The following is an 18358-nucleotide window of genomic DNA, read 5'->3' as shown; positions in this document are numbered from 1 at the left end:
TCTCCATGCGCGGATCGAAACTCCTGTACGCGGCCGCGGTCCTGGTCCTGGGCGCCGCGTCGGTCGCCGTCGCAAGGGTCCAGGAGACCGCCGACGAGGCACGCATGGCTCCGGCGATCCTGCTGAGCCGCGAGTACCACGAGAAGCACCTGCAGCCGATCGCCGAGGAGATCCACCGGCTGATCGACACCGAGCAGGTCGACGGCAGCGACTTCACCTCGATCGTGTTCCACGGCGACGAGCACTACCTCGACCTCTTCTGGAAGGGCGCCGTTCCCGCCGGGATCACCGAGGCCGTGGACGCCTGGCGCACCCGCACCCGCGAGGCGATGCGCCACGACCCCGCCGGTCCGGTGAGCCCCGACTACGACGTCCACTACCGGACGGCCGCCTACTCGCGCTCCGAGATGGACCGGGCCATCAGCAGGTTCGTCGACGTCGTCGGCAACGACGAGGCGGAGTGGTCGTCGATCTCCCCGGCCAACGACGGCAGCGGCCTCGTGCTCTCGTACCAGCCGAAGGCCACCAAGCGCATCGCGCCGGCCAACGCACCGATGCGCGACTACGCGACCCGGGCCGAGCGGATCGCCGGCATCCCCGTCCACCCGCAGGTCGGCTCCGTCGAAACTCCCACGCGGGGCAGCCGCACCAGCGACGCCCCGCCCTGGTACGCAGGGGCCGATCTCAGGCTGAGTGACAACAGCCGTTGCTCCACCGGCATCCCCGGCTGGGTCGACAAGAGGCGCGTCCTGCTCACCGCCGCCCACTGTCAGACCAGTGGGAACGTCTACAACGGGCAGCGCGTCGTCGGCGAGGTCACCGCCTACGACAGCGGTCTCGACGTCGCCGTCATCACCAGCGGCGACAACACCGCGGCCCGCTTCTACAGCAGCGCCTGGGACAGCGGCGACTCCCGCCCGTTGTACGGCCCGGCACGCCTGGACCCGGGCCAGTCGGCCTGCTTCAGCGGTGCCACGTCCGGGTTCCACTGCGAGCTGGAGGTCACCCGCGTCGGCGTCCACTCCCCGTCCGGCCGCACCAACGCGACCGAGGTGAAGTCCCGCAGCGGAGGCATCGCCGTCGCCCAAGGGGACAGCGGAGGGCCGGCCGTGGCCAAGCCACAGGGCGACTCCATGGCGCCGGTCGGCGTCATCATCGCCGGGAACACCGACACGAAGACCCCGTGCAGCGGCACCTCGTCCGCAACGACCTGCTTCTCGACCGGTTACTACACGCCGCTCGACCCGGTGGTGTCCAAGCTCGGCTTCTCGGCGTTGTGAACCGTGACGCGGGGCCGTCGGACAGGATGAAGCCGAGCTCCGGCGCAGCGGCCGAGGTCGGCAGGTCGTACCTCTACGACCTGTGCCGCACCGGTGGGTGAGGGCAGCCCCGCCTCCATCCGCCCGGTGCCCGGCGGCGCAGACGGCCGCGCCGCCGGGCATCCGCCGCCTCAGAGTTCGGTGAGCTCGCCCAGGCCCAGGGCGCGCAGGGTGTGGTTGGCCAGCTGGAGGTGGCCGGTGGCGTTGGGGTGGGCGGGGTCGTCCAGCCACGGGATGGCCTCGCCGTCGGGGAAGGCGGCGAGCCAGTGGGCCTCGTGGTCGACGAGCAGTGCGCCGGTCTCGCCGGCGAGTTCGCGGACGGCCTGGCAGTACGCGGGCATCTCGGCGCGGGGCGCGCGCCCGGCGTGGCTGACCACGAGGGGCGTGTGCAGCACGATCTGCGCTCCTGCGGACCGGTCGATGATCTCGCGCATGGCGTCGCGGAACTCCGCGAGCCCGTCCAGCCCGGCGCGGGCGTCGTTGGTGCCGAGCGACAGCGACAGCACGTCCGGCGCGAAGCGGCCGATGACGAAGTCGTACGCCTCGAGCACGTCCGTGGCCCGCCAGGCGGACACGCCGCTGTTGACCACGATGTCCGTCAGCCGGTCCAGCTGCCAGCAGACCCGCTCCTGCACGTGCTCGACCCAGCCGCGGGCGCCGTGGGTGTGGTAGACGGCCTGGGTGATGCTGTCCCCGGCCATCACCCAGGTCATCGGGTTGTCGGAAAGCTGGACCATGTGACTCTCGCCCCTCGAAGTTCACGTCGCAGCCCCCTGCCGCGACGTTCGGGAAGATGATCTTAGGGGCCCTGGTGTACCTGTACGCGGCCGTCGGTGACAACCGCGTCGTGATCTCCGTGGTCGACGACGCCGCGAACGCCCCCGCCCTGCGCGCCGACCTGGTGGCCGCGCAGATCCATCGGCTCGTCACCGCCAGGGCCTCGCCGGGGCAGGTGCCGACCCGCGTTACGGCTTGACAGGGTGCGTAATACTGTAACGCCTGCGGTCCGAGGCGCAGTCGGCGCGGGCCGCAGCCGTGTCCTCTCCCAGCAGCTCGGAGCACCACATGCACCCCTTCCTCGACCACCCGGGGCCGCTGGCCTTCGCGCACCGGGGCGGTGAGCTCGGGCACCCGGAGAACTCGCTCGCCGCGTTCGAGGCCGCCGTGGCGCTCGGGTACCGGTACCTGGAGACGGACGTGCACGCCACCGCGGACGGCGTGCTGGTGGCCTTTCACGACTCCCGGCTGGACCGGGTGACCGACCGCGGCGGCGCGGTGGCCGAGCTGCCGTGGGAGGAAGTCCGGCGGGCCCGGATCGGGGGCACCGAGCCGGTGCCGCTGCTGGAGGACCTGCTCGGCGCGTTCCCCGAAGTCCGTTTCAACGTGGACGTGAAGGCGGCGCCGGCCGTCGGTCCGCTGGTCGAGGCGATCCGCCGGACCGACGCCTGGGACCGGGTGTGCGTCGGTGGCTTCTCCGACAGCCGCCTCGCCGCCGTCCGCGCCGCCGCCGGGCCCCGGCTGGCCACCTCGCTCGGACCGCGCGAGGTGGCCCGGCTGCGGCTGCGCTCACTGGCCGGGCCGCTGCTGGCCGGGGGCGGGGCGCCGTTCGCCGGGGTGTGCGCCCAGGTGCCGGAGCGGCACCGGGGAGTGCGGGTGGTCGACCGGGCCTTCGTCCGGGCCGCGCACCGGCTCGGACTGCAGGTCCACGTGTGGACTGTGGACGATCCCACACGGATCAGGGCTCTCCTCGACCTGGGTGTGGATGGCATCATGGCGGATCGCATCGACGTCCTGCGGGACGTCCTCGGCGAGCGCGGCTGCTGGACGGACGGCAGCACCGGCTCCAGCACGGTGAAATAGGAGCCCCATGAGCACCACGGACCACTTGCCGGACGACGTCTCGTCGCCGCCGGCGGCCGCCGGCGACGGCCGGGACCTGCGCCGGATGCAGTTCGGCTGGTACATCAACGACTGGGCCAACGCCGCCTTCTCGGCCACCGTCCTGACGGTGTTCCTCGGGCCGTACCTGACCGAGGTGGCGAAGAACGCCGCCGACGCGTCCGGCGACGTGCACCCGCTGGGCCTGACGATCCGTGCCGGATCGTTCTTCCCGTACACGGTCTCCTTCTCGGTGCTGATCTCGGTCGCGGTGATGCTGCTGACCGGCACGGTCGCCGACCGCACCGGGCGGCACAAGGAGCTGATGTGCGGCTTCGCCTACGTCGGCGCGCTCGCCACCATGGGGATGTTCCTCCTGCACGGCGACCGCTACCTGCTCGGCGGCGCGCTGCTGGTGGTCGCCAACATCGCCTACGCGGTGTCCGTGGCGCTCTCCTACGCCTACCTCCCGGGCCTGGCCGCCCCCGACGAGCGCGACGCGGTCTCCTCCAAGGGCTGGGCCTACGGCTACGCGGGCGGCGGACTGCTGCTGATCGCCAACCTGGCGCTGTTCCAGGGCCACGACGCGCTCGGCCTGTCCTCCGGCACCGCCGTGCGGATCTGCCTGGCCTCGGCGGGCCTGTGGTGGGCGCTGTTCACCGTCGTCCCGATGCTGCGGCTGCCCTCCCGGGCCGGCGTGGTCCGCGAGCGCGGTGCGGCCGCGCCCGACCAGCCCGCCGCCGGCAGCCTGCGCGAACTCGGCCGGACCCTCAAGGGCATGCGCAAGCACCCGCTGACGCTGCTCTACCTGGCCGCCTTCCTCTGCTACAACGACGGCATCCAGACCGTCGTCTCGCAGGCCTCGCTGTACGGCAGCGAGGAACTGGGCATGGAGCAGACCTCGCTGGTCATCGCCGTCCTGATGGTCCAGATCGTGGCGATCGGCGGCGCGCTGCTGCTCGGCCGGATCGCCCGGCGCTACGGCGCCAAGAAGACCATCCTCGGCTCGCTGGTCGGCTGGGTGGTCACCCTGGCCCTCGGCTACTTCATGCCCGCCCACCAGCCCGCCTGGTTCTACGCCCTGGCCTGCATGATCGGCCTGGTGCTCGGAGGTAGCCAGGCGCTCTCCCGCTCGCTGTTCTCCCACCTCATCCCGGCGGGCCGGGAGGCCGAGTACTTCAGCGTCTACAAGGTCAGCGACCGCGGCACCAGCTGGATGGGACCGCTGGTCTTCGGCCTCGCCTACCAGATCACCGGCAGCTACCGTTCGGCGATCATCTCGCTGCTGATCTTCTTCGTGATCGGCTTCGCCGTGCTGGTGAAGGTCCCGGTGCGCCGCGCCATCGAGGCGGTCGGCAACCCGGTGCCCGAGCGGCTCTGACCCCCACTGCCGGCGGCCGGGCGATGGCAGAGCCCGGCCGCCGGGGATGGGTTCAGGGGATGGGATCAGAGGCCGGCGATCAGCCGGCCGATGCCGTCGAGGAACTCCTCCAGGGTGCCGGCGACGAGCTCGAAGTCGCCGTCGAAGGAGGCCGTGGTCGACTTCCAGACCCGTCCGGTGTGTCCGGTCGCGAACAGGTGGCCCCCGCCGTCACTGCCGAAGACCAGCCCCAGCCGCTCGCCCTCGATGGCGGGGGTGCCGTGCTCGCGGATGTGCCCCGTGACCGCCCCCGGTGAGTGGATGAAGTAGCCGTTGTCGACGTCGGGCAGGGACGCCTGGTCGATCACCCCGTACAGCGTGGCCAGATCGGGGGGAACCGGCAGCAGTTCGCCGAGTGCGTCCGCCGCCCGTCGGCTGTCGTCCGTCGCGGGGGCCAACGCGTTCTCGCCGGGCGGGAATCCGTACCTCGCCTCGAAGGACCGGGTGAACCCGGTGAGGGCCGCGCCCGTCCGCTCGCACCAGGTCCGGAGCCACTCCGGATCGAGCTGCGGACCGGGCAGCGGCGTGGGGTTGTCGAGGTCGATGGTGATGGACCGGCGCCGCCCGCGTCCGGCGCGGGCGGCGCCCGGTGCCGCCCCTGCCGCCCGCTCCTCCTGCTCGGCCCGGAGCGCCGCCAGCTCCCGGGCGCCCATGGCGCGCAGCCGCGCCTTGCCCTCTTCGTCGGTCTCCTCGTCGCCCGGGTAGAGGACGATGTACTGGCCCCCGTCCTCGTCCTGCCAGCTGTAGCTCTGGTACTGCGTCGTCGGCTCGTCCACCGCAGGAACCTCCGCTCCGTGTCATCGGGGTGACCTACCGTAGGCGATGGGCGCCGGTAAGGGAAAAAGTTTCACCCTCCCGGGTAGACCCGAAGCGGCGGGTAGTCGCCGGAGTGGAGTGCGGGGCGGGCGGTGTTGGCCGGGGTGGAGATCGGCCGGGGGCCGACGGGGCGTCATGCTGAACCGGCCCGTCCGACCTACCGATCGAGGAGACCGCGTTGAGCAGCGCTGCCGCGAACCGTTGGAGCATCGGCGCGCCGGAGCCCGGCGACTATCCGGCCTGGCGTGAACTCTTCCGCGGGTACTGCGAGTTCTACCGGGTGCCGATGCCGGACGCGAAGGCCGAGCTGGTGTGGTCCTGGCTCAACGATCCGGCGCACGAGCTGGAGGGGCTGCTGGCCCGGGACGGCGACGGGAGGCCGGTCGGGCTCGCGCACTTCCGGCCGTTCTCCCGGCCGTTGCACGGCGCGGTCGGCGGGTTCCTGGACGACCTGTTCGTCGCGCCCGAGGTGCGGGGCGGCGGCGCGGTGGACCAACTGCTGGCCCGGTTGCGGGAGATCGCCGCCGAGCGCGGCTGGACCACGGTGCGGTGGATCACGGCGGACGACAACCACCGGGCGCGCAGCAAGTACGACCAGGTCGCGACCCGGACGATGTTCGTCACCTACGACATGGCCCCGGAGAGCACGGCCCGCTGAGCCGACCGAGGCGGGTGACCGGTTCGCGTGACCAGGTCGCCGGACATTCCTTCGGACTTTCTGTTATCGGCCCTCCGCCGTGGGGTCTCCCAGGTGTCGGCACCCGACCAGCCGACCTGGACAGAAAGCAGTGGCCACGTGAGCAGCGACGACAGGACGACCATCAGCCCGGTGAGCGGCGGCGGGAACGGCGGTCAGGGCCGCCCGGGTGGCCGGGCCGCCCGGCGGGCCGCCGAGCGGCACCAGGGCCGCGGCCGCCGGGGGCGCAGGCGTGGCGGGTTCGTGCCGGTGACGGCGGTGGTCGCCGCCGTGGCCGGGACGGGTCTGCTCGCCGCGCTGGCCGGAGCCGGGTACGCGGCGTACGACGGCAAGCAGACGGACCGTGACCTCGCCGGGCAGGCGGCCGCGGCCGACTCGCTGGTCGCCGCCGAGCTCGGGACGCACGAGGGCATACAGGTGCCGGGCGCCGGGGGAACGAATCCCTCGGGCGCAGCGCTGCCGTCGGGCAGCCCGACGGCGTCCGGCCCGGCGGCCACCCCGAGCGCCACCGCCGGCGCGACCGCCTCGGCCTCCCCGACGGCCCTGCCCACCGCGACGGCCACCGCGACCGCCCAGTCCACCGCCACCGCCAAGGCGAGCCCGCCGGCCACCCGTGCGGGCACCGGCGGCGGCAGCGGTGCCAACGGTGCCGCGGTCGCCGCCCAGCGCGCCGCCGCGGCTCCGGCCGCCGCCCCGGCCGGCGGCGGTGCGAACGCCTCGTACGCGCAGCAGGTCGTCGACCTGGTCAACGTGGAGCGCGCCAAGGCCGGTTGCGGCCCGGTCAGCGCCGAGCCCCGGCTGGCGAGCGCGGCCCAGTCGCACAGCGACGACATGGCCGACCGCAACTACTTCGACCACGCCAGCCCCGAGGGCTACCACGCCGACCATCGGATCGAGGCCACCGGCTACCGCTGGAACAGCTGGGGCGAGAACATCGCCCGCGGCCAGAAGGACCCGGCGGCGGTGATGGACGCCTGGATGAACAGCCCGGGCCACCGCGCCAACATCCTGAACTGCGACTTCAAGCAGCTCGGGGTGGGCGTGCGGACCGGCGCGAACGGCCCGTGGTGGACCCAGGTGTTCGCCGCCCCGGCCTGATCGGTTCCCAGCCCCGGCCCTCGCCCCGGCCCTCACGAGCAGTCCGATTTTCCGATTCCGCGCACATTGTTGTTATCTGATCATTCCCCACGGGTCTCCGAGGAGGCAGCGGCGGACGGAAACACGGCAAGACGGAGTGCGGACCATGAACGCTGATGTGCAGAACAGGACCGGGACGACCCTGGTACGCGCGGCGCAGGCAGGTGACCGGCAGGCCCAGGAGGCCCTGGTCGCCGCCTGGCTGCCGCTCGTCTACAACGTGGCCGGCCGCGCCCTCGGCGGCCACGCCGACGTGGACGACGTCGCCCAGGAGACCATGATCCGCGCCCTGGACGGCCTGGACGGGCTGCGCGAGCCGGAGTCCTTCCGGTCCTGGCTGGTCGCCATCACCATGAACCAGGTCCGCCGCCGCCATGCCGCCGGCCAGCAGCAGCCCACCGTCGGCGGCTTGGATGAGACCTGGGAAGTCCCCGACCCCCGGGCCGACTTCACCGACTTGACCATCCTGCGGCTCGGCCTGTCCGGCCAGCGGCGCGAAGTGGCCGAGGCCACCCGCTGGCTGGACCCGGACGACCGCGAACTGCTCGCCCTGTGGTGGCTGGAGGCGAGCGGCGAACTCACCCGCGCCGAACTCGCCGAGTCCCTGGACCTGACCCCGCAGCACGCCGCCGTCCGCGTCCAGCGGATGAAGAAGCAGCTGGAAGCCGGCCGGGTCGTGGTCCGCGCCCTCGGCGCCTACCCGCGCTGCCCCGAACTCGCCGAGGTCACCGCCGGGTTCGACGGCACCCCGAACTCGGTCTGGCGCAAGCGTATCGCCCGGCACATCCGCGGCTGCGCCGACTGCGACGGCCTCGGCCGCGACCTCTTCCCCGCTGAAGGCCTGCTGGCCGGCCTCGCCCTGGTGCCGATCCCGTCGGCCTCGCACGCCCTGCTGCACCTCCAGCACACGGCGGCCACCGCCGCGACGGCCGCGCACTCGGCCACCGCGGCCGGGGCGGGTGCGGGCGCGGCGGGTTCGGGAGCGGGCACAGCGGGCGCGGGCGGAGCGGGTGCCTCGGGCGCCGGTGCGGCCACCGGCTCCGGCGCGCACGGCGGTTGGGCCGGCACCGTCGCCCGCAAGGCCGTCCTGGCGAGCGGCGCGGCCGCGGCGGTGGCCGTCACCACCCTCGCCCTGGTCTGGCCGAGCCACAGCGAGCCGCCGAGCGCGGCGGCTCCCGAACCCAGCACCCCGGCGGCCGCGATGGACACCCCTGCGGTCCTGCTCACGACCCCGTCGGCGACTCCCACTCCCACTCCCACTCCGACCCCGACGCCGACCGAAACCCCGACGCCCACGCCGACGCCGACCGCCACCCGGCCGACCACCGCCGCGCCCTCGCCCAACCCGGAACGGCAGCTGGTGGACCTGGTCAACGCCGAACGCGCCAAGGCGGGTTGCGCCCCGCTGCGGATCGACCCCCGGCTGCACAGCGCCGCCCAGAAGCACGCCGACGACATGGCCGCCCGCGGCTTCTTCGACCACGTCAACCCCGACGGCGTCCGCGCGGACGCCCGGATCACCGCGGCCGGCTACCGCTGGTCCCAGTGGGGCGAGAACCTCGACCGGGGCCCGACCACGCCCGCGAGTGTCTTCGCCCGCTGGATGGACGGCGGCATCCACCAGTCCAACATGCTCGACTGCGCCTTCAAGGACATCGGCGTCGGCGTCGCCACCAGCCCCGCGGGCACCCTGTGGACCCAGGACCTCGGCGCCCCGATGTCCTGACGAGCCCCGCCCGTTCCGACCGCCGAGGCCCGTGCGCCTCGGCGGAATGCGGCATGTCCGTTTCCGGCCAAGTTCTTGATGTGGCCATGCCGCGTCTATTGGATCGTTCCAATGCTGGCTAAGGTCATGACAACACCGGCTGCAGCGGCCTGGGCGGCTGGCTCCTGGTCCGCAGCTGATCCCGACGGCGGCTCGGGGAGGGGAACCGCTCGACGGCTGCACCCATCCCCTCCCCGAGTCCCGACCCCGGCCCCGTCGGCGGCCGGACCGGCCGACCTACGCGGGCGTGACCGGGGTGAGGCCGTTCGCCGCGCCCGTGACGAACCCGGTGGGCTGGCCGATCACGCCACCCGCGTCCCCGACCCGCCCGGGCACCGAGTCCGGCGCGCCGGTCAGCGCACCGGGCAGCCCCTCCTGGCCGCCGATCGCACTGGCGTGCGCACTCGGTGCGGTGAGGGAGGCCACGAAACCGACCGCGATCGAGGCGACGGCGAGCATGCTGCGCTTCTTCATGACCGGTCCAACGACGCTACGCCGCAAGGGTTACGGGTGGTTCCGGATCCCTCCGGCTCAGTGGGCCAGCGTCCCGGCGTCGCCCATCACCACCACCGGGTCCAAAGCCGGATCCAGCGCGAGCAGCAGCTCCCGCATCCGGTCCGTGCTCATGCTCACGCAGCCGTGGGTCGGCCCGCCGTGGTCGACGTGCAGCCAGATCCCGCCGCCGTACCGGCCGCCGCGCGGGCGGCGCGGGTCGAGCGGGGTCGAGCCGGGGACGCGGTTGTAGTCGATGGCGACCACGTAGTCGAAAGACCCGGCCAGCGGCTCGCCCGCGAAGCCGGTGCCCGAGACGGTGAAGTCGTCGGAGCGGCGGTACGGCAGCCGGCTGCCCGGGTCGGGCAGGCGGCCGCCCGCGTCGCTGAGGGTGAACACCCCGATCGGGGAGCGCAGGTCGTTCTCGCGGTGGTCGGCGGTCCAGCCGCGCAGGGCGTTGCGGGTCGGCCAGCTCGGCCCGGCGAGCCAGCCGTCGCCGTCGTTGCGGTAGAGGACGGCGTGGCCGGTCGAGGCGTCGGGCCCGTCCCCGGTGACCACCAGTACCTGCCGCGTACCGGCCGGGACGGCGCTGCGCCACCGTGGCCCGACGCCCGGCAGTTGGCGCGGCAGTTCGGGCGGAGCGGGCCGTGCGGCGGTGACGGCGAGCGGCTGGCCGGAAGGGGCGGCCGGACCGGTGACGGCCGGCCCGGCGGCGGGCGCGGACGGCCCGGAACCCTCGGGTGCGCAGCCCACCAGGAGCAGCAGCGTCAGCCCCATGAGGGCATGGCGGGGTAGGGACATGGCGTTTCCGTTTCGTCTTCGTCGATGAATGGTTCAGGGGACGGGCAGGAGCTCAGCGGCCCGCCATCCGGAGCGAGTCGAGCACCTGCTGCACCTGCCGCAGCGTCTGGTCCGACGGCTCCCGCGCACAGGCCGTCAGTTCGACCGTCATGGTCTTCTCGAGGACGATGCTCCGGTGACCGACCAGCTCCCGGTTGCCGCCGTAGCCGGAGCAGTCCTTGTCGACCACGATGTCCGTCATGCTCGTGGTCTCCCCGTCGGTCTGCCCGGCCGCGTCCGGCAGGTCGATCAGCCGCAGGGTGAGCAGGACCCGGTCCGTGGTCAGCGGCGCGATCGGCACGCAGGGGCCGACCGAGGCGGGGCAGGGGGCCTTCGCGTTGAACTGCCGGTTGGCCAGGTAGCCGATGGTCCTGCGCGGATCGCTGGAGACGGGCTGGAAGTACCAGCCCGGCGGCCGGGTCGCGGTGAGGCCGTCGGCTCCGGGGAAGTGGACCAGCTCGACCGGCTCCGCGGGCGTGCCGGACGGCGTTCCGGTGGTCGGGGCCGAGGCCGTCGGTTGCCCCGCCGGCCCCCGCTCCGGGCCCGGAGCGGTCGCCGGTGCGGCGGCCAGCGCGGCGGCGACCAGTCCGCCGGCGAGGCCGAGCCCGAGCCCGGCGGCTCGCCGTCGTCGCCGGTTCCGGTCGGCCCGGGCGAGCACCCGTTCCAGCCGGTCCTGCGGCGCGGCCAGCGCCGGGACGGCCCGGCGCAGCAGGACGCGCAGCTCCTCCTCCTCGGCGCCGCCGGCCCCCTCGGGGCGTTCAGCCCTGCTCACGGCTTCCTCCGTCCAGCAGCAGCTCCCGGTCCGGGAGCCGTCCGCGCAGGGCGGCGAGCGCGCGGTGCGTCTGGCTCTTGACCGTGCCGGTGCTGCAGCGCAGCACCTCGGCGGTCTCCTCCACGCTGAGGTCCTCGAAGAAGCGCAGCACCACGACGGCCCGCTGGCGCGGCGCCAGCGCCCGGACCGCCTCGGCGACCACGTGGGTGAGCACCACGTCGTCGTAGGGGTCGGGCCGGGCCGGCACCGGCTCCGGCAGTTCGCCGTGCGGCAGTTCTCCGGTCCAGCGCCGCCGCCACCAGGAGAGGTGGCAGTTCACCAGCGCCTTGCGCAGGTAGGCCTCGGGCCGTTCGTGGGCGATCCGATCCCAGCGGGGCCAGACCCTGGCGAGCGCGGTCTGCAGCAGGTCCTCGGCCTGGTGCGGGTCCCCGGTCAGCAGCCAGGCCGTGCGCAGCAGCTTGGGGGCGCAGGCGGCGACGAACTCCGCGAAGTCCGGTGTCGCGTCCCTCATCGTGCCGCTGCCCCCGCCATGGTGTCCGCACCGTTCCCGTCAGCCGTGGCGGCCGGACGGGCCGCGTTGTCGTGGGTGTCGTTCTCACGGCTGCTGAACGCGATGGGCGGCGCGGTGGGTTGCCTGTCCGGGCGGGGGAAATTCACCCCACCTCGCGCCGGGCCCGCCGGAGGCGTTGGACGGCCCGCGTGCCGGCCGGGGCTGGGCCGGGCGGCAGGCGGGCCGTGGGGACCACCATGGCCCGCCGGAGCCGGGACGGCCAGGGGCGCACGGGGGCGCCCGGGGTCGCAGCGCGGCGCGACCGGGCGGGCGAATCGCGGCAGAGCCTCCGAAAGGCGATCAGGGGCCGCGAAACGCCTCAGATCGTCCCCGATCCCTCCGCCGCGCCGGGAACGGCCGCCCGCGCGCCGGCGGCCGGGGCGTCGGACACCGGCGCCACGGTCCAGTCCGGGTGCCCCGGCATCGGTGGGGTGCGCCGTCCGTACAGCCAGTCGTCCAGGAAGCCGCTGAGGTCCTGCCCCGAGACCTCGGAGGCGGTGCGCACGTAGTCCCGGGTGGTCGCGGTGCCGTAGCGGTGCTCGCGCAGGAAGGTGCGCTCGATCCGGTCGAAGGTCGCTGCCCCGACCTTCTCCCGCAGCGCGAACAGCACCAGCGCCCCGCCGGTGTACCGCTGGCTGTCGAAGAGGTTGTCGGCGGTGGGGGAGGCGACCGGCCCGGCGTCGTGCCGCCACTGGTCGCCGAGGCCGTACAGCATGCGCATCCGGTCGACCAGGGTGGTGTGGCCCCAGGCATCGGGCCAGCCGCGCTCGTAGCGGTAGAGGAGGCCGTAGTAGTCGGCGTGGCCCTCGTTGAGCCAGAGGTCGGCCCAGGTGGCGGGGGAGACGCTGTCGCCGAACCAGGAGTGCACCAGCTCGTGCATCATGTGCGAGCCGATCGCCGGCTCGGCCTGGCGCAGGAAGCCGGGCTTGTAGAGGGTGAGGGTCTGGGTCTCCAGCCCGGTGAAGGCGAAGGCCGCCGGGTCGTCGGTGTTGGCCGGCAGGATGCCGTAGGACTCGAACGGGAACGACCCCAAGTGCTGTTCGGCCCACCGGAGTTGGTCGGCGGTGAGGTCGAGCGCGGGGGCCAGCTCGGCGACCCGGGCGGTCGGGACGACGTCGCGCAGCGGCAGTCCGTGCGGGCCGGGGCGCTCGCGGACGGCGTAGTCGCCGACCGACACCTGGACGAGTTCGGTGGCCATCGGCTCGCGCGAGACGTACCGCCGGGTGGTGCGACCGTCGTCGAGCCGTTCGGTCTGCGCCAACTCCCCGTTGGCGATGCCGAGGAGCGCGTCCGGCGCGGTCACCGCGATGGTGAAGCGGGCCTTGTCGCTCGGGTGGTCGTTGCAGGGGAAGACGGTGTGCGCGCTGGCCGGTTGGCCGGCCACCGCGAAGCCGTCGGGGGTCGGCACCCAGCCGGTGTGGGGGAGCGCGGCGCGCGGGTCGGCGGAGTACTCGACGGTCAGCCGCGCGGTGCCGCCGTGGTGCAGCGGCCGCGCCGGGGTGACGGTCAGCTTCTCGTCGTGGGCGGTGAACCGGGCCGGGCGCCCGTCGACCCGGACGGTGCGCACGTTCAGCCCGAGCGAGTCCAGCGACAGGCTGGGGAGCGTACGGGAGAGCCGGGCGGTGATCACCGCGGTGGCGTCCACGGTCCGGGTGTCGGCCCGGTACTCGAAGGACAGGTCGTAGGCGAGCGCGCGGTACCCGGTGTTGCCGAGCGTGGGGAAGACCGGATCGCCCAGCCCGTCCACGGCGGTGGCCGACGGGACGCTCGCGGACAGCAGCGCCGCACTGAGCACCAGCGACAGGGCGAGGCCGACACGGGACCTGAGCAGGGCGATCACCACACTTCGGAGACGGAGGGCCGGGGTCGGTGCGGCGGTGCGCGCGACGCTCCGGGCACGGATGCTAGTGGACCGTCAGACCCGACCGGGCGGGTTCGATCCGAACCGTGCCGACAGACGCACATCCCCCGGACGGACCACGCTGCTGGCGGCGCCCGCGAGCCGGGGCTAACGTTCGAAGTGCTTCGCCCCCTGACGGACGGAGCCACGGCCGTCGGAGAACCTGGCCAGGTCCGGCGGCCGTACTCATGCGCTCTGACGGCACCCCGGACGCACCCCGTAGGACACGCCGTAGGCTGGCGCCCGAGACGACGCCCGCGAACCGGATGCCAGGAGCCGCCGTGACCAGCCCCGCTTCACCCGTTCTGGTGATCGGCGAGTGCGTCGCCGACATCGTGCGCACCGACGGCGCCCCCGACCGGGTGCACCCCGGCGGCAGCCCGGCCAACCTCGCGTACGGCCTGGCCCGGCTGGGCCGCCCGGCCGTGCTGCTCACCGAACTGGGGCCGGACGCCAACGGGCGGCTGATCCGCGCGCACCTGGAGTCGGCCGGGGTGGAGGTCCGGGCCGCCGAGGTGGCTCGGACGCCCTCGGCGGTGGTGCGGCTGGACGGGCAGGGTCGGGCGCAGTACGCCTTCGACATCGGTTGGACCCTCCCGCCGACCGAGCCGGCCGCCGCCCCCGCCGCGATCCACCTCGGCTCGATCGGCGCGGTCACCGAACCGGGCGCGGCGGCGGTGCTGGCCCTGGTGGAGCGCTGGCGCGGCCGGGCGCAGGTCAGCTACGACCCGAACGTGCGCCCGGCACTGATGGGCGAGCGGGCGGAGGCCGTCCGCCGGGTCGAGCGCTGCGTGGCGCTCAGCGACCTGGTCAAGGCGAGCGACGAGGACCTCGCCTGGCTCTACCCGGGCGAACCCGCCGAGGCGGTGGCCGAGCGCTGGCTCACCCTCGGCCCCGCCGTGGTCGCCGTGACCCTCGGCGCGGACGGCGCCTTCGCGCTGACCGCCGAGGGCGGCCGCGAGCATGCGGCGGCCGTCCCGGTGCCGGTCGCGGACACCGTCGGCGCCGGTGACTCCTTCATGGCCGCCTTCCTGCACGCCCGTGCCTGCGGCGCCGACCTCACCGACTGCCTCACCCAGGCCGTCACCGCCGCCGCCGTGACCGTCTCCCGGCCCGGCGCCAACCCGCCCTCGGCCGCCGAGTTGGCGCACGCCCTGGCCCGCTATGCGGACGCCGAGGTGGTGTAGACCGCGATCAGGGCCTGCGGCCGGCTGGGTTCGGCGTGGAGCGCCACGTCCAGGGAGTCCTCGGTCCGGCCGGCCGTGAGCGAGATCCGTTCGATGAAGTGCCCGACGTAGGGATCCAGCGCCCGGCCCGCGGCCGCGCAGCGCCGGGCGAAGTCGGTGTCCACCGGCTCAACTCCCTCACCGATCGGCATCGGTGAGGTCCTTGCCGTACCAGATCTCGGCGTAGGGCCCGGGGTCGCCGTAGGCCGGTATCTCCCGGTAGCCGTGGCGCAGGTACAGCGCGCGGGCCTCGACCAGGTCGAGGCGGGTGTCGAGGACGATCCGCTCGGCGCCCATTGTGCGTGCGGCCTCGTCGACGGCGGCGAGCAGCCGGGCGCCGCCGCCGGTGCCGCGCAGGCCGGGGCGGACGAAGACGCGGGTGAGCTCGACCGTCGTGGCGTCGTGGCGCCGCAGGCCGGCGCAGGACTGGGCGGCGCCGTCATAGCGGCCGAGTAGGAAGAGGCCGGTGGGGGCTGCCAGGTCGCGGCTGGGCGAGTCGGCGAGGCCGGCCGCCAGCTGCTCCGGGGTGCCCTCCCGGCCCAGGTGGAGGCGGTAGTAGCGGTTGGCCACCTCGTAGTAGTACTCGCGCAGCAGCGCCTCGGCCTCTGGGGAGGTCACGTCGGCCGTGGTGATGGTCCAGAGGCCGGAGGGGCTGGGCGCGGTGTCGGTCATGCGCGCATGATCCGCTCCCGCAGGCGGTGACCGCAAAGGGTTTTTCGTGCCGGTTCCGGAGGATTCGGCAAAGGAACGGCAAGGCGATCGGCGTGCCGTTGCCCCGGGTGGGTGATGGGGGGATTGGCGGGGCTGCACGGCGGGGGAGCAGTGCAGCCATGAACGGACCATCAGTTTGTCGCATTAGTGCAGGCCTGAGGGGAAGTCAGAAGCGGAGCGGCGCACGGACCGGCGTGCTCGCCGCCGTCTGCCTCGCCGCCGTGGTCGCCGGCTGCGCCGGACCCGCCGCCCAGCCGGAGCCCGACCCCTCCGCCGAAGCCCCCGCGGTGGGAGCCGCCGTCGGAGCCGCCGCCGAGGAAGCCGCCGCCGAGGGAGCCGTTACGGGGGCGGCCGCCGAAGACCCGGCAGCGTCCGAGGCCGACGACCGCGGCGCGGCCCGCCCGCCCGCCGTGCCGCCGGTGCTCCCCGGGCTGGCCCGGCAGGAGGAGGAGAGCAGCCGCGAGGCGGTCGCCCGCCAGGCGGACGCGGCCCGCGCCGCCCTGGAGGCCGCGCAGCACTGGGGCCTGGACCGCCCACCGCTGAAGGCCCCGTCCCGCCCGGCGACCAGGACCGTGCTCACCCCGGTGCAGGGCGTCAAACTGAAGGACGGCCGCCCGCCCGTGGTGTTCCGGGTGCCGACGGAGGACAAGGTGGTCTTCCTGACCGTCGACGACGGCGACGAGAAGGACCCGGAGTTCTCCCGGATGGCCCGGGAACTGGGCATCCCGTTCAGCGCCTTCCTCTCCGACTACCTCGTCCGCGACAACTACGGCTACTTCCGGGACCTGCACAAGCAGGGCGTGGAGATCAATAACCACACGATCAACCACCGCGACCTCAAGGTCCTCGACTACGAGACCCAGCGCCAGGAGATCTGCGACCAGCAGGACCAGCTGGAGAAGCAGATCGGCGTCCGCCCCCGGCTGTTCCGGCCCCCGTACGGCGAGTACAACGACGACACCCTGCGCGCGGCCGCCTCCTGCGGGGTGCAGGCGGTGCCGCTGTGGAACGAGGAGGCCTTCCCGGACCACATGGAGTGGCGCTACGACGACCGCAAGCTCCACCCGGGCGACATCATCCTCACCCACTTCCGCGGCGTCTCCGACTGGAAGGCCACCATGCCGGACCTGCTGCGCAAGGTGGTCAACGAGGTCACCGCGGCCGGCTTCTCGCTGGGCCGCCTGGACGACTACCTCTGACGACCACCCGCGAGGACGGCCTCAGCCGAGCGAGAGCGCGTCGAGGTACACCCAGGCGCCCTCGTACCGGACGAACCGGCTGTGTTCGGTGAGCACGCCCTCCTCGCCGCCCTCGGTCCAGTGCGCCCGGAAGGCGACGGTGCCCTCGGCGTGGAAGGCGCCGCCCTCGCTGGTGGAGACCACCTCCAGCCGGGTCCAGCGCAGCGCCGGGTCGAAGTCGACCTCGGCGGGCCGGGTGTCCGGGTGCCAGGTGCGCAGCAGGTAGGCCTCGTCCTGGGCGGCGAAGGCGCTGAACCGGGAGCGCATCAGCGACTCGGCGGTGGTGGCCTTGGCCTGGCCTCGGTGCAGCCGGCCGCAGCAGTCGCCGTAGGCGGCGGGCAGGCCGCACGGGCACGGGGAGGACGGCAGGAGCCGGGGAGCGGCGGGGCGGGGCGCGGAACGACGTCGGGACATGCCGTCCATTCTCCCCCACGGTCGGCGGCCGCACGCGGCCCGTCCCCGCCCGAGCGGGAGGGACGGGCCCGAAGCGTCCTACCGGGGGCGCTTGAAGGAGTAGTTGAACTCGGCGTTGCCGAAGTGGCCCATCATCCGCAGCCAGAACGGCATCATCATCTCGGTCGCCCGGGCGCCGGTGATGTCGCCGAGGTCGACGATCCACCCGGCCGGCCAACCGAACTCGCCCAGCAGTGCGACGGTCTCGGCCTTGGCGCCGGCGTCGTTCCCGGCGATGAACAGGTTGTGCTCGCCGGCCAGCTTGCCCGGCTCGACCATCAGCGCGCAGTTCAGCGTGTTGAGCGCCTTCACCACCCTGGCCTCGGGGAACTCGCGCTGGATCTGCTCGCCGACGCTGTCGGTGTTCACCGGGGCGAGGGTGACGCCGCCGTCGGGGCCGAAGACCAGCGGGTTGGAGACGTCGATCAGCAGCTTCCCGGCGAGGTGCTCGGCCCCGGCCGCGCGCAGCGCCTCCAGCGAGACCGTCCCACCGGTGGCGTTCAGCACCACCTCGCCGAAGGCCGCCGCCTCGGCGAAGGTCCCGGTGCTCCCGCCGGGGCCGGCCTGCCGGGTCCAGGCCAGCCCCTTCTCGTTGTCCTTGGTGCGGGAGCCCAGCATCACCTGGTGGCCGAGGGAGACCAGCTTCGTTCCCAGGGTCTGCCCGACCACGCCGGTGCCGATGATTCCGATGCGCACTTCTTCCCCGTCGTCTCGAAGTCGTCCGTCCCTCGTGGGGCGGTCGCGACGACGATAGTTGACGCACTGCCACGAGGGGCGGAACCCGTGTTCAGCGGGCGCTCCCCGCGCTCGTGATCGCGATCATCTCCACCGCCAGGGCTGCCACCGGTGCGAGCGAGACCGCCACCCGGGCCCTGCGGAACAGCCAGGCCGCTGGCCATTGGAGCACCGTCGCGATCTGTGCCGCGATCAGGGCGGAGGAGGCGGCGGCCAGGTAGGGCACGGCGGGGCACGGGTCCGTGGACGTGCAGGGATCCGTGGTCATCTCGGCGAGTCCCCGGAACACGATCGCCGGGGGCAGGAGCATCAGGGTGACCGCTGTCGAGATCAACGGGGCTCGCCACCAGCGGTCGTGGACGGGCCGGTTGGGGGCGGCTGCGGTGTGGGCGGACTCGCTCATGCCGTC

General features: G+C 73.8%; 21 protein-coding genes. 9 read left to right on the top strand and 12 right to left on the bottom strand.

The genetic code is table 11. The features are described 5' to 3' along the window. Positions 1-5: 5 nt before the first annotated feature. Positions 6-1280, top strand: coding sequence for a trypsin-like serine protease (locus tag ACWCYO_RS13615; RefSeq protein WP_449784333.1), 1275 nt, complete (start codon positions 6-8; stop codon positions 1278-1280). Between the two features lie 170 nt (positions 1281-1450). Here ACWCYO_RS13615 and ACWCYO_RS13610 read toward each other — a convergent pair whose 3' ends face one another. Next, entirely contained in the window at positions 1451-2056 is a 606-nt protein-coding gene (locus ACWCYO_RS13610; protein WP_270149581.1) for an SGNH/GDSL hydrolase family protein, read from the bottom strand. 56 nt (positions 2057-2112) lie between these two features. Between ACWCYO_RS13610 and ACWCYO_RS13605 the strand changes: the two genes are divergently transcribed. The 3 genes from ACWCYO_RS13605 (at position 2113) to ACWCYO_RS13595 (ending at position 4578) form a co-directional block, all read left to right on the top strand. Further along, positions 2113-2295 (top strand): hypothetical protein, encoded by a 183-nt coding sequence (locus ACWCYO_RS13605; RefSeq protein ID WP_270149584.1) that lies wholly within the window; start codon positions 2113-2115, stop codon positions 2293-2295. A gap of 89 nt (positions 2296-2384) precedes the next feature. Then, on the top strand, positions 2385-3179 hold the full coding sequence (locus ACWCYO_RS13600; protein ID WP_270149585.1) for a glycerophosphodiester phosphodiesterase: 795 nt from the start codon (positions 2385-2387) through the stop codon (positions 3177-3179). 7 nt (positions 3180-3186) lie between these two features. Beyond that, entirely contained in the window at positions 3187-4578 is a 1392-nt protein-coding gene (locus ACWCYO_RS13595; protein WP_405000757.1) for an MFS transporter, read from the top strand. Between the two features lie 65 nt (positions 4579-4643). Here ACWCYO_RS13595 and ACWCYO_RS13590 read toward each other — a convergent pair whose 3' ends face one another. Beyond that, positions 4644-5393, bottom strand: a complete 750-nt coding sequence (locus ACWCYO_RS13590) for a hypothetical protein (RefSeq protein ID WP_449784332.1) — start codon at positions 5391-5393, stop codon at positions 4644-4646. 218 nt (positions 5394-5611) lie between these two features. Here ACWCYO_RS13590 and ACWCYO_RS13585 point away from each other — a divergent pair, with 218 nt between their 5' ends. The 3 genes from ACWCYO_RS13585 to ACWCYO_RS13575 all read left to right on the top strand — a co-directional run bounded on the left by ACWCYO_RS13585 (position 5612) and on the right by ACWCYO_RS13575 (position 8993). Beyond that, positions 5612-6091 carry a GNAT family N-acetyltransferase gene (locus ACWCYO_RS13585; RefSeq protein WP_270149589.1) on the top strand — a complete coding sequence of 160 codons (480 nt, stop codon included), beginning with the start codon at positions 5612-5614 and terminating at the stop codon, positions 6089-6091. Positions 6092-6229: 138 nt separating this feature from the next. Continuing rightward, on the top strand, positions 6230-7228 hold the full coding sequence (locus ACWCYO_RS13580; protein ID WP_449784331.1) for a CAP domain-containing protein: 999 nt from the start codon (positions 6230-6232) through the stop codon (positions 7226-7228). Positions 7229-7373: 145 nt separating this feature from the next. Continuing rightward, positions 7374-8993: a sigma-70 family RNA polymerase sigma factor gene (locus tag ACWCYO_RS13575; RefSeq protein WP_449784330.1), complete on the top strand. Its 1620-nt coding sequence runs from the start codon at positions 7374-7376 to the stop codon at positions 8991-8993. Positions 8994-9269: 276 nt separating this feature from the next. Here ACWCYO_RS13575 and ACWCYO_RS13570 read toward each other — a convergent pair whose 3' ends face one another. From ACWCYO_RS13570 to ACWCYO_RS13550, 5 genes are all read right to left on the bottom strand, one after another. Further along, entirely contained in the window at positions 9270-9506 is a 237-nt protein-coding gene (locus tag ACWCYO_RS13570) for a hypothetical protein (protein WP_449784329.1), read from the bottom strand. A 57-nt stretch (positions 9507-9563) separates the two neighbouring features. Further along, positions 9564-10325, bottom strand: coding sequence for a L,D-transpeptidase family protein (locus tag ACWCYO_RS13565; RefSeq protein WP_449784328.1), 762 nt, complete (start codon positions 10323-10325; stop codon positions 9564-9566). Positions 10326-10377: 52 nt separating this feature from the next. Beyond that, on the bottom strand, positions 10378-11136 hold the full coding sequence (locus tag ACWCYO_RS13560) for a hypothetical protein (RefSeq protein WP_449784327.1): 759 nt from the start codon (positions 11134-11136) through the stop codon (positions 10378-10380). Beyond that, the gene (locus tag ACWCYO_RS13555; protein ID WP_449784326.1) at positions 11123-11647 is read right to left on the bottom strand and encodes a SigE family RNA polymerase sigma factor; all 525 of its coding nucleotides are present in this window, start codon (positions 11645-11647) and stop codon (positions 11123-11125) included. Before ACWCYO_RS13555 ends, ACWCYO_RS13560 begins: the two co-directional genes overlap by 14 nt. Positions 11648-12005: 358 nt before the next feature. Next, complete coding sequence (locus tag ACWCYO_RS13550; RefSeq protein WP_449784325.1) at positions 12006-13526, bottom strand: M1 family metallopeptidase; 1521 nt, start codon at positions 13524-13526, stop codon at positions 12006-12008. A 341-nt stretch (positions 13527-13867) separates the two neighbouring features. Between ACWCYO_RS13550 and ACWCYO_RS13545 the strand changes: the two genes are divergently transcribed. Further along, positions 13868-14773 (top strand): carbohydrate kinase family protein, encoded by a 906-nt coding sequence (locus tag ACWCYO_RS13545; protein ID WP_270149602.1) that lies wholly within the window; start codon positions 13868-13870, stop codon positions 14771-14773. Here ACWCYO_RS13545 and ACWCYO_RS13540 read toward each other — a convergent pair. Then, positions 14749-14964 carry a hypothetical protein gene (locus ACWCYO_RS13540; protein WP_449784324.1) on the bottom strand — a complete coding sequence of 72 codons (216 nt, stop codon included), beginning with the start codon at positions 14962-14964 and terminating at the stop codon, positions 14749-14751. The genes ACWCYO_RS13545 and ACWCYO_RS13540 overlap by 25 nt on opposite strands. Then, on the bottom strand, positions 14951-15484 hold the full coding sequence (locus ACWCYO_RS13535; protein WP_270149604.1) for a GNAT family N-acetyltransferase: 534 nt from the start codon (positions 15482-15484) through the stop codon (positions 14951-14953). The genes ACWCYO_RS13540 and ACWCYO_RS13535 overlap by 14 nt, the downstream gene beginning before the upstream one ends. A 233-nt stretch (positions 15485-15717) precedes the next feature. On the opposite strand from ACWCYO_RS13535, the gene ACWCYO_RS13530 reads away from it, so the two are divergent. Beyond that, on the top strand, positions 15718-16722 hold the full coding sequence (locus ACWCYO_RS13530) for a polysaccharide deacetylase family protein (protein WP_449784323.1): 1005 nt from the start codon (positions 15718-15720) through the stop codon (positions 16720-16722). A gap of 21 nt (positions 16723-16743) precedes the next feature. Here the strand turns inward: ACWCYO_RS13530 and ACWCYO_RS13525 are convergent, their stop codons facing one another. The 3 genes from ACWCYO_RS13525 to ACWCYO_RS13515 form a co-directional block, all read right to left on the bottom strand. Then, positions 16744-17175 carry a YchJ family protein gene (locus ACWCYO_RS13525; RefSeq protein WP_270149606.1) on the bottom strand — a complete coding sequence of 144 codons (432 nt, stop codon included), beginning with the start codon at positions 17173-17175 and terminating at the stop codon, positions 16744-16746. Between the two features lie 78 nt (positions 17176-17253). Further along, on the bottom strand, positions 17254-17910 hold the full coding sequence (locus ACWCYO_RS13520) for an NADPH-dependent F420 reductase (protein ID WP_270149607.1): 657 nt from the start codon (positions 17908-17910) through the stop codon (positions 17254-17256). Positions 17911-18001: 91 nt separating this feature from the next. Continuing rightward, the gene (locus ACWCYO_RS13515; protein ID WP_270149608.1) at positions 18002-18352 is read right to left on the bottom strand and encodes a hypothetical protein; all 351 of its coding nucleotides are present in this window, start codon (positions 18350-18352) and stop codon (positions 18002-18004) included. Positions 18353-18358 lie beyond the last annotated feature (6 nt).

It is taken from the genome of Kitasatospora sp. NPDC001683 (assembly GCF_053596495.1).
This window is presented reverse-complemented; position numbering and strand designations above follow the sequence as displayed.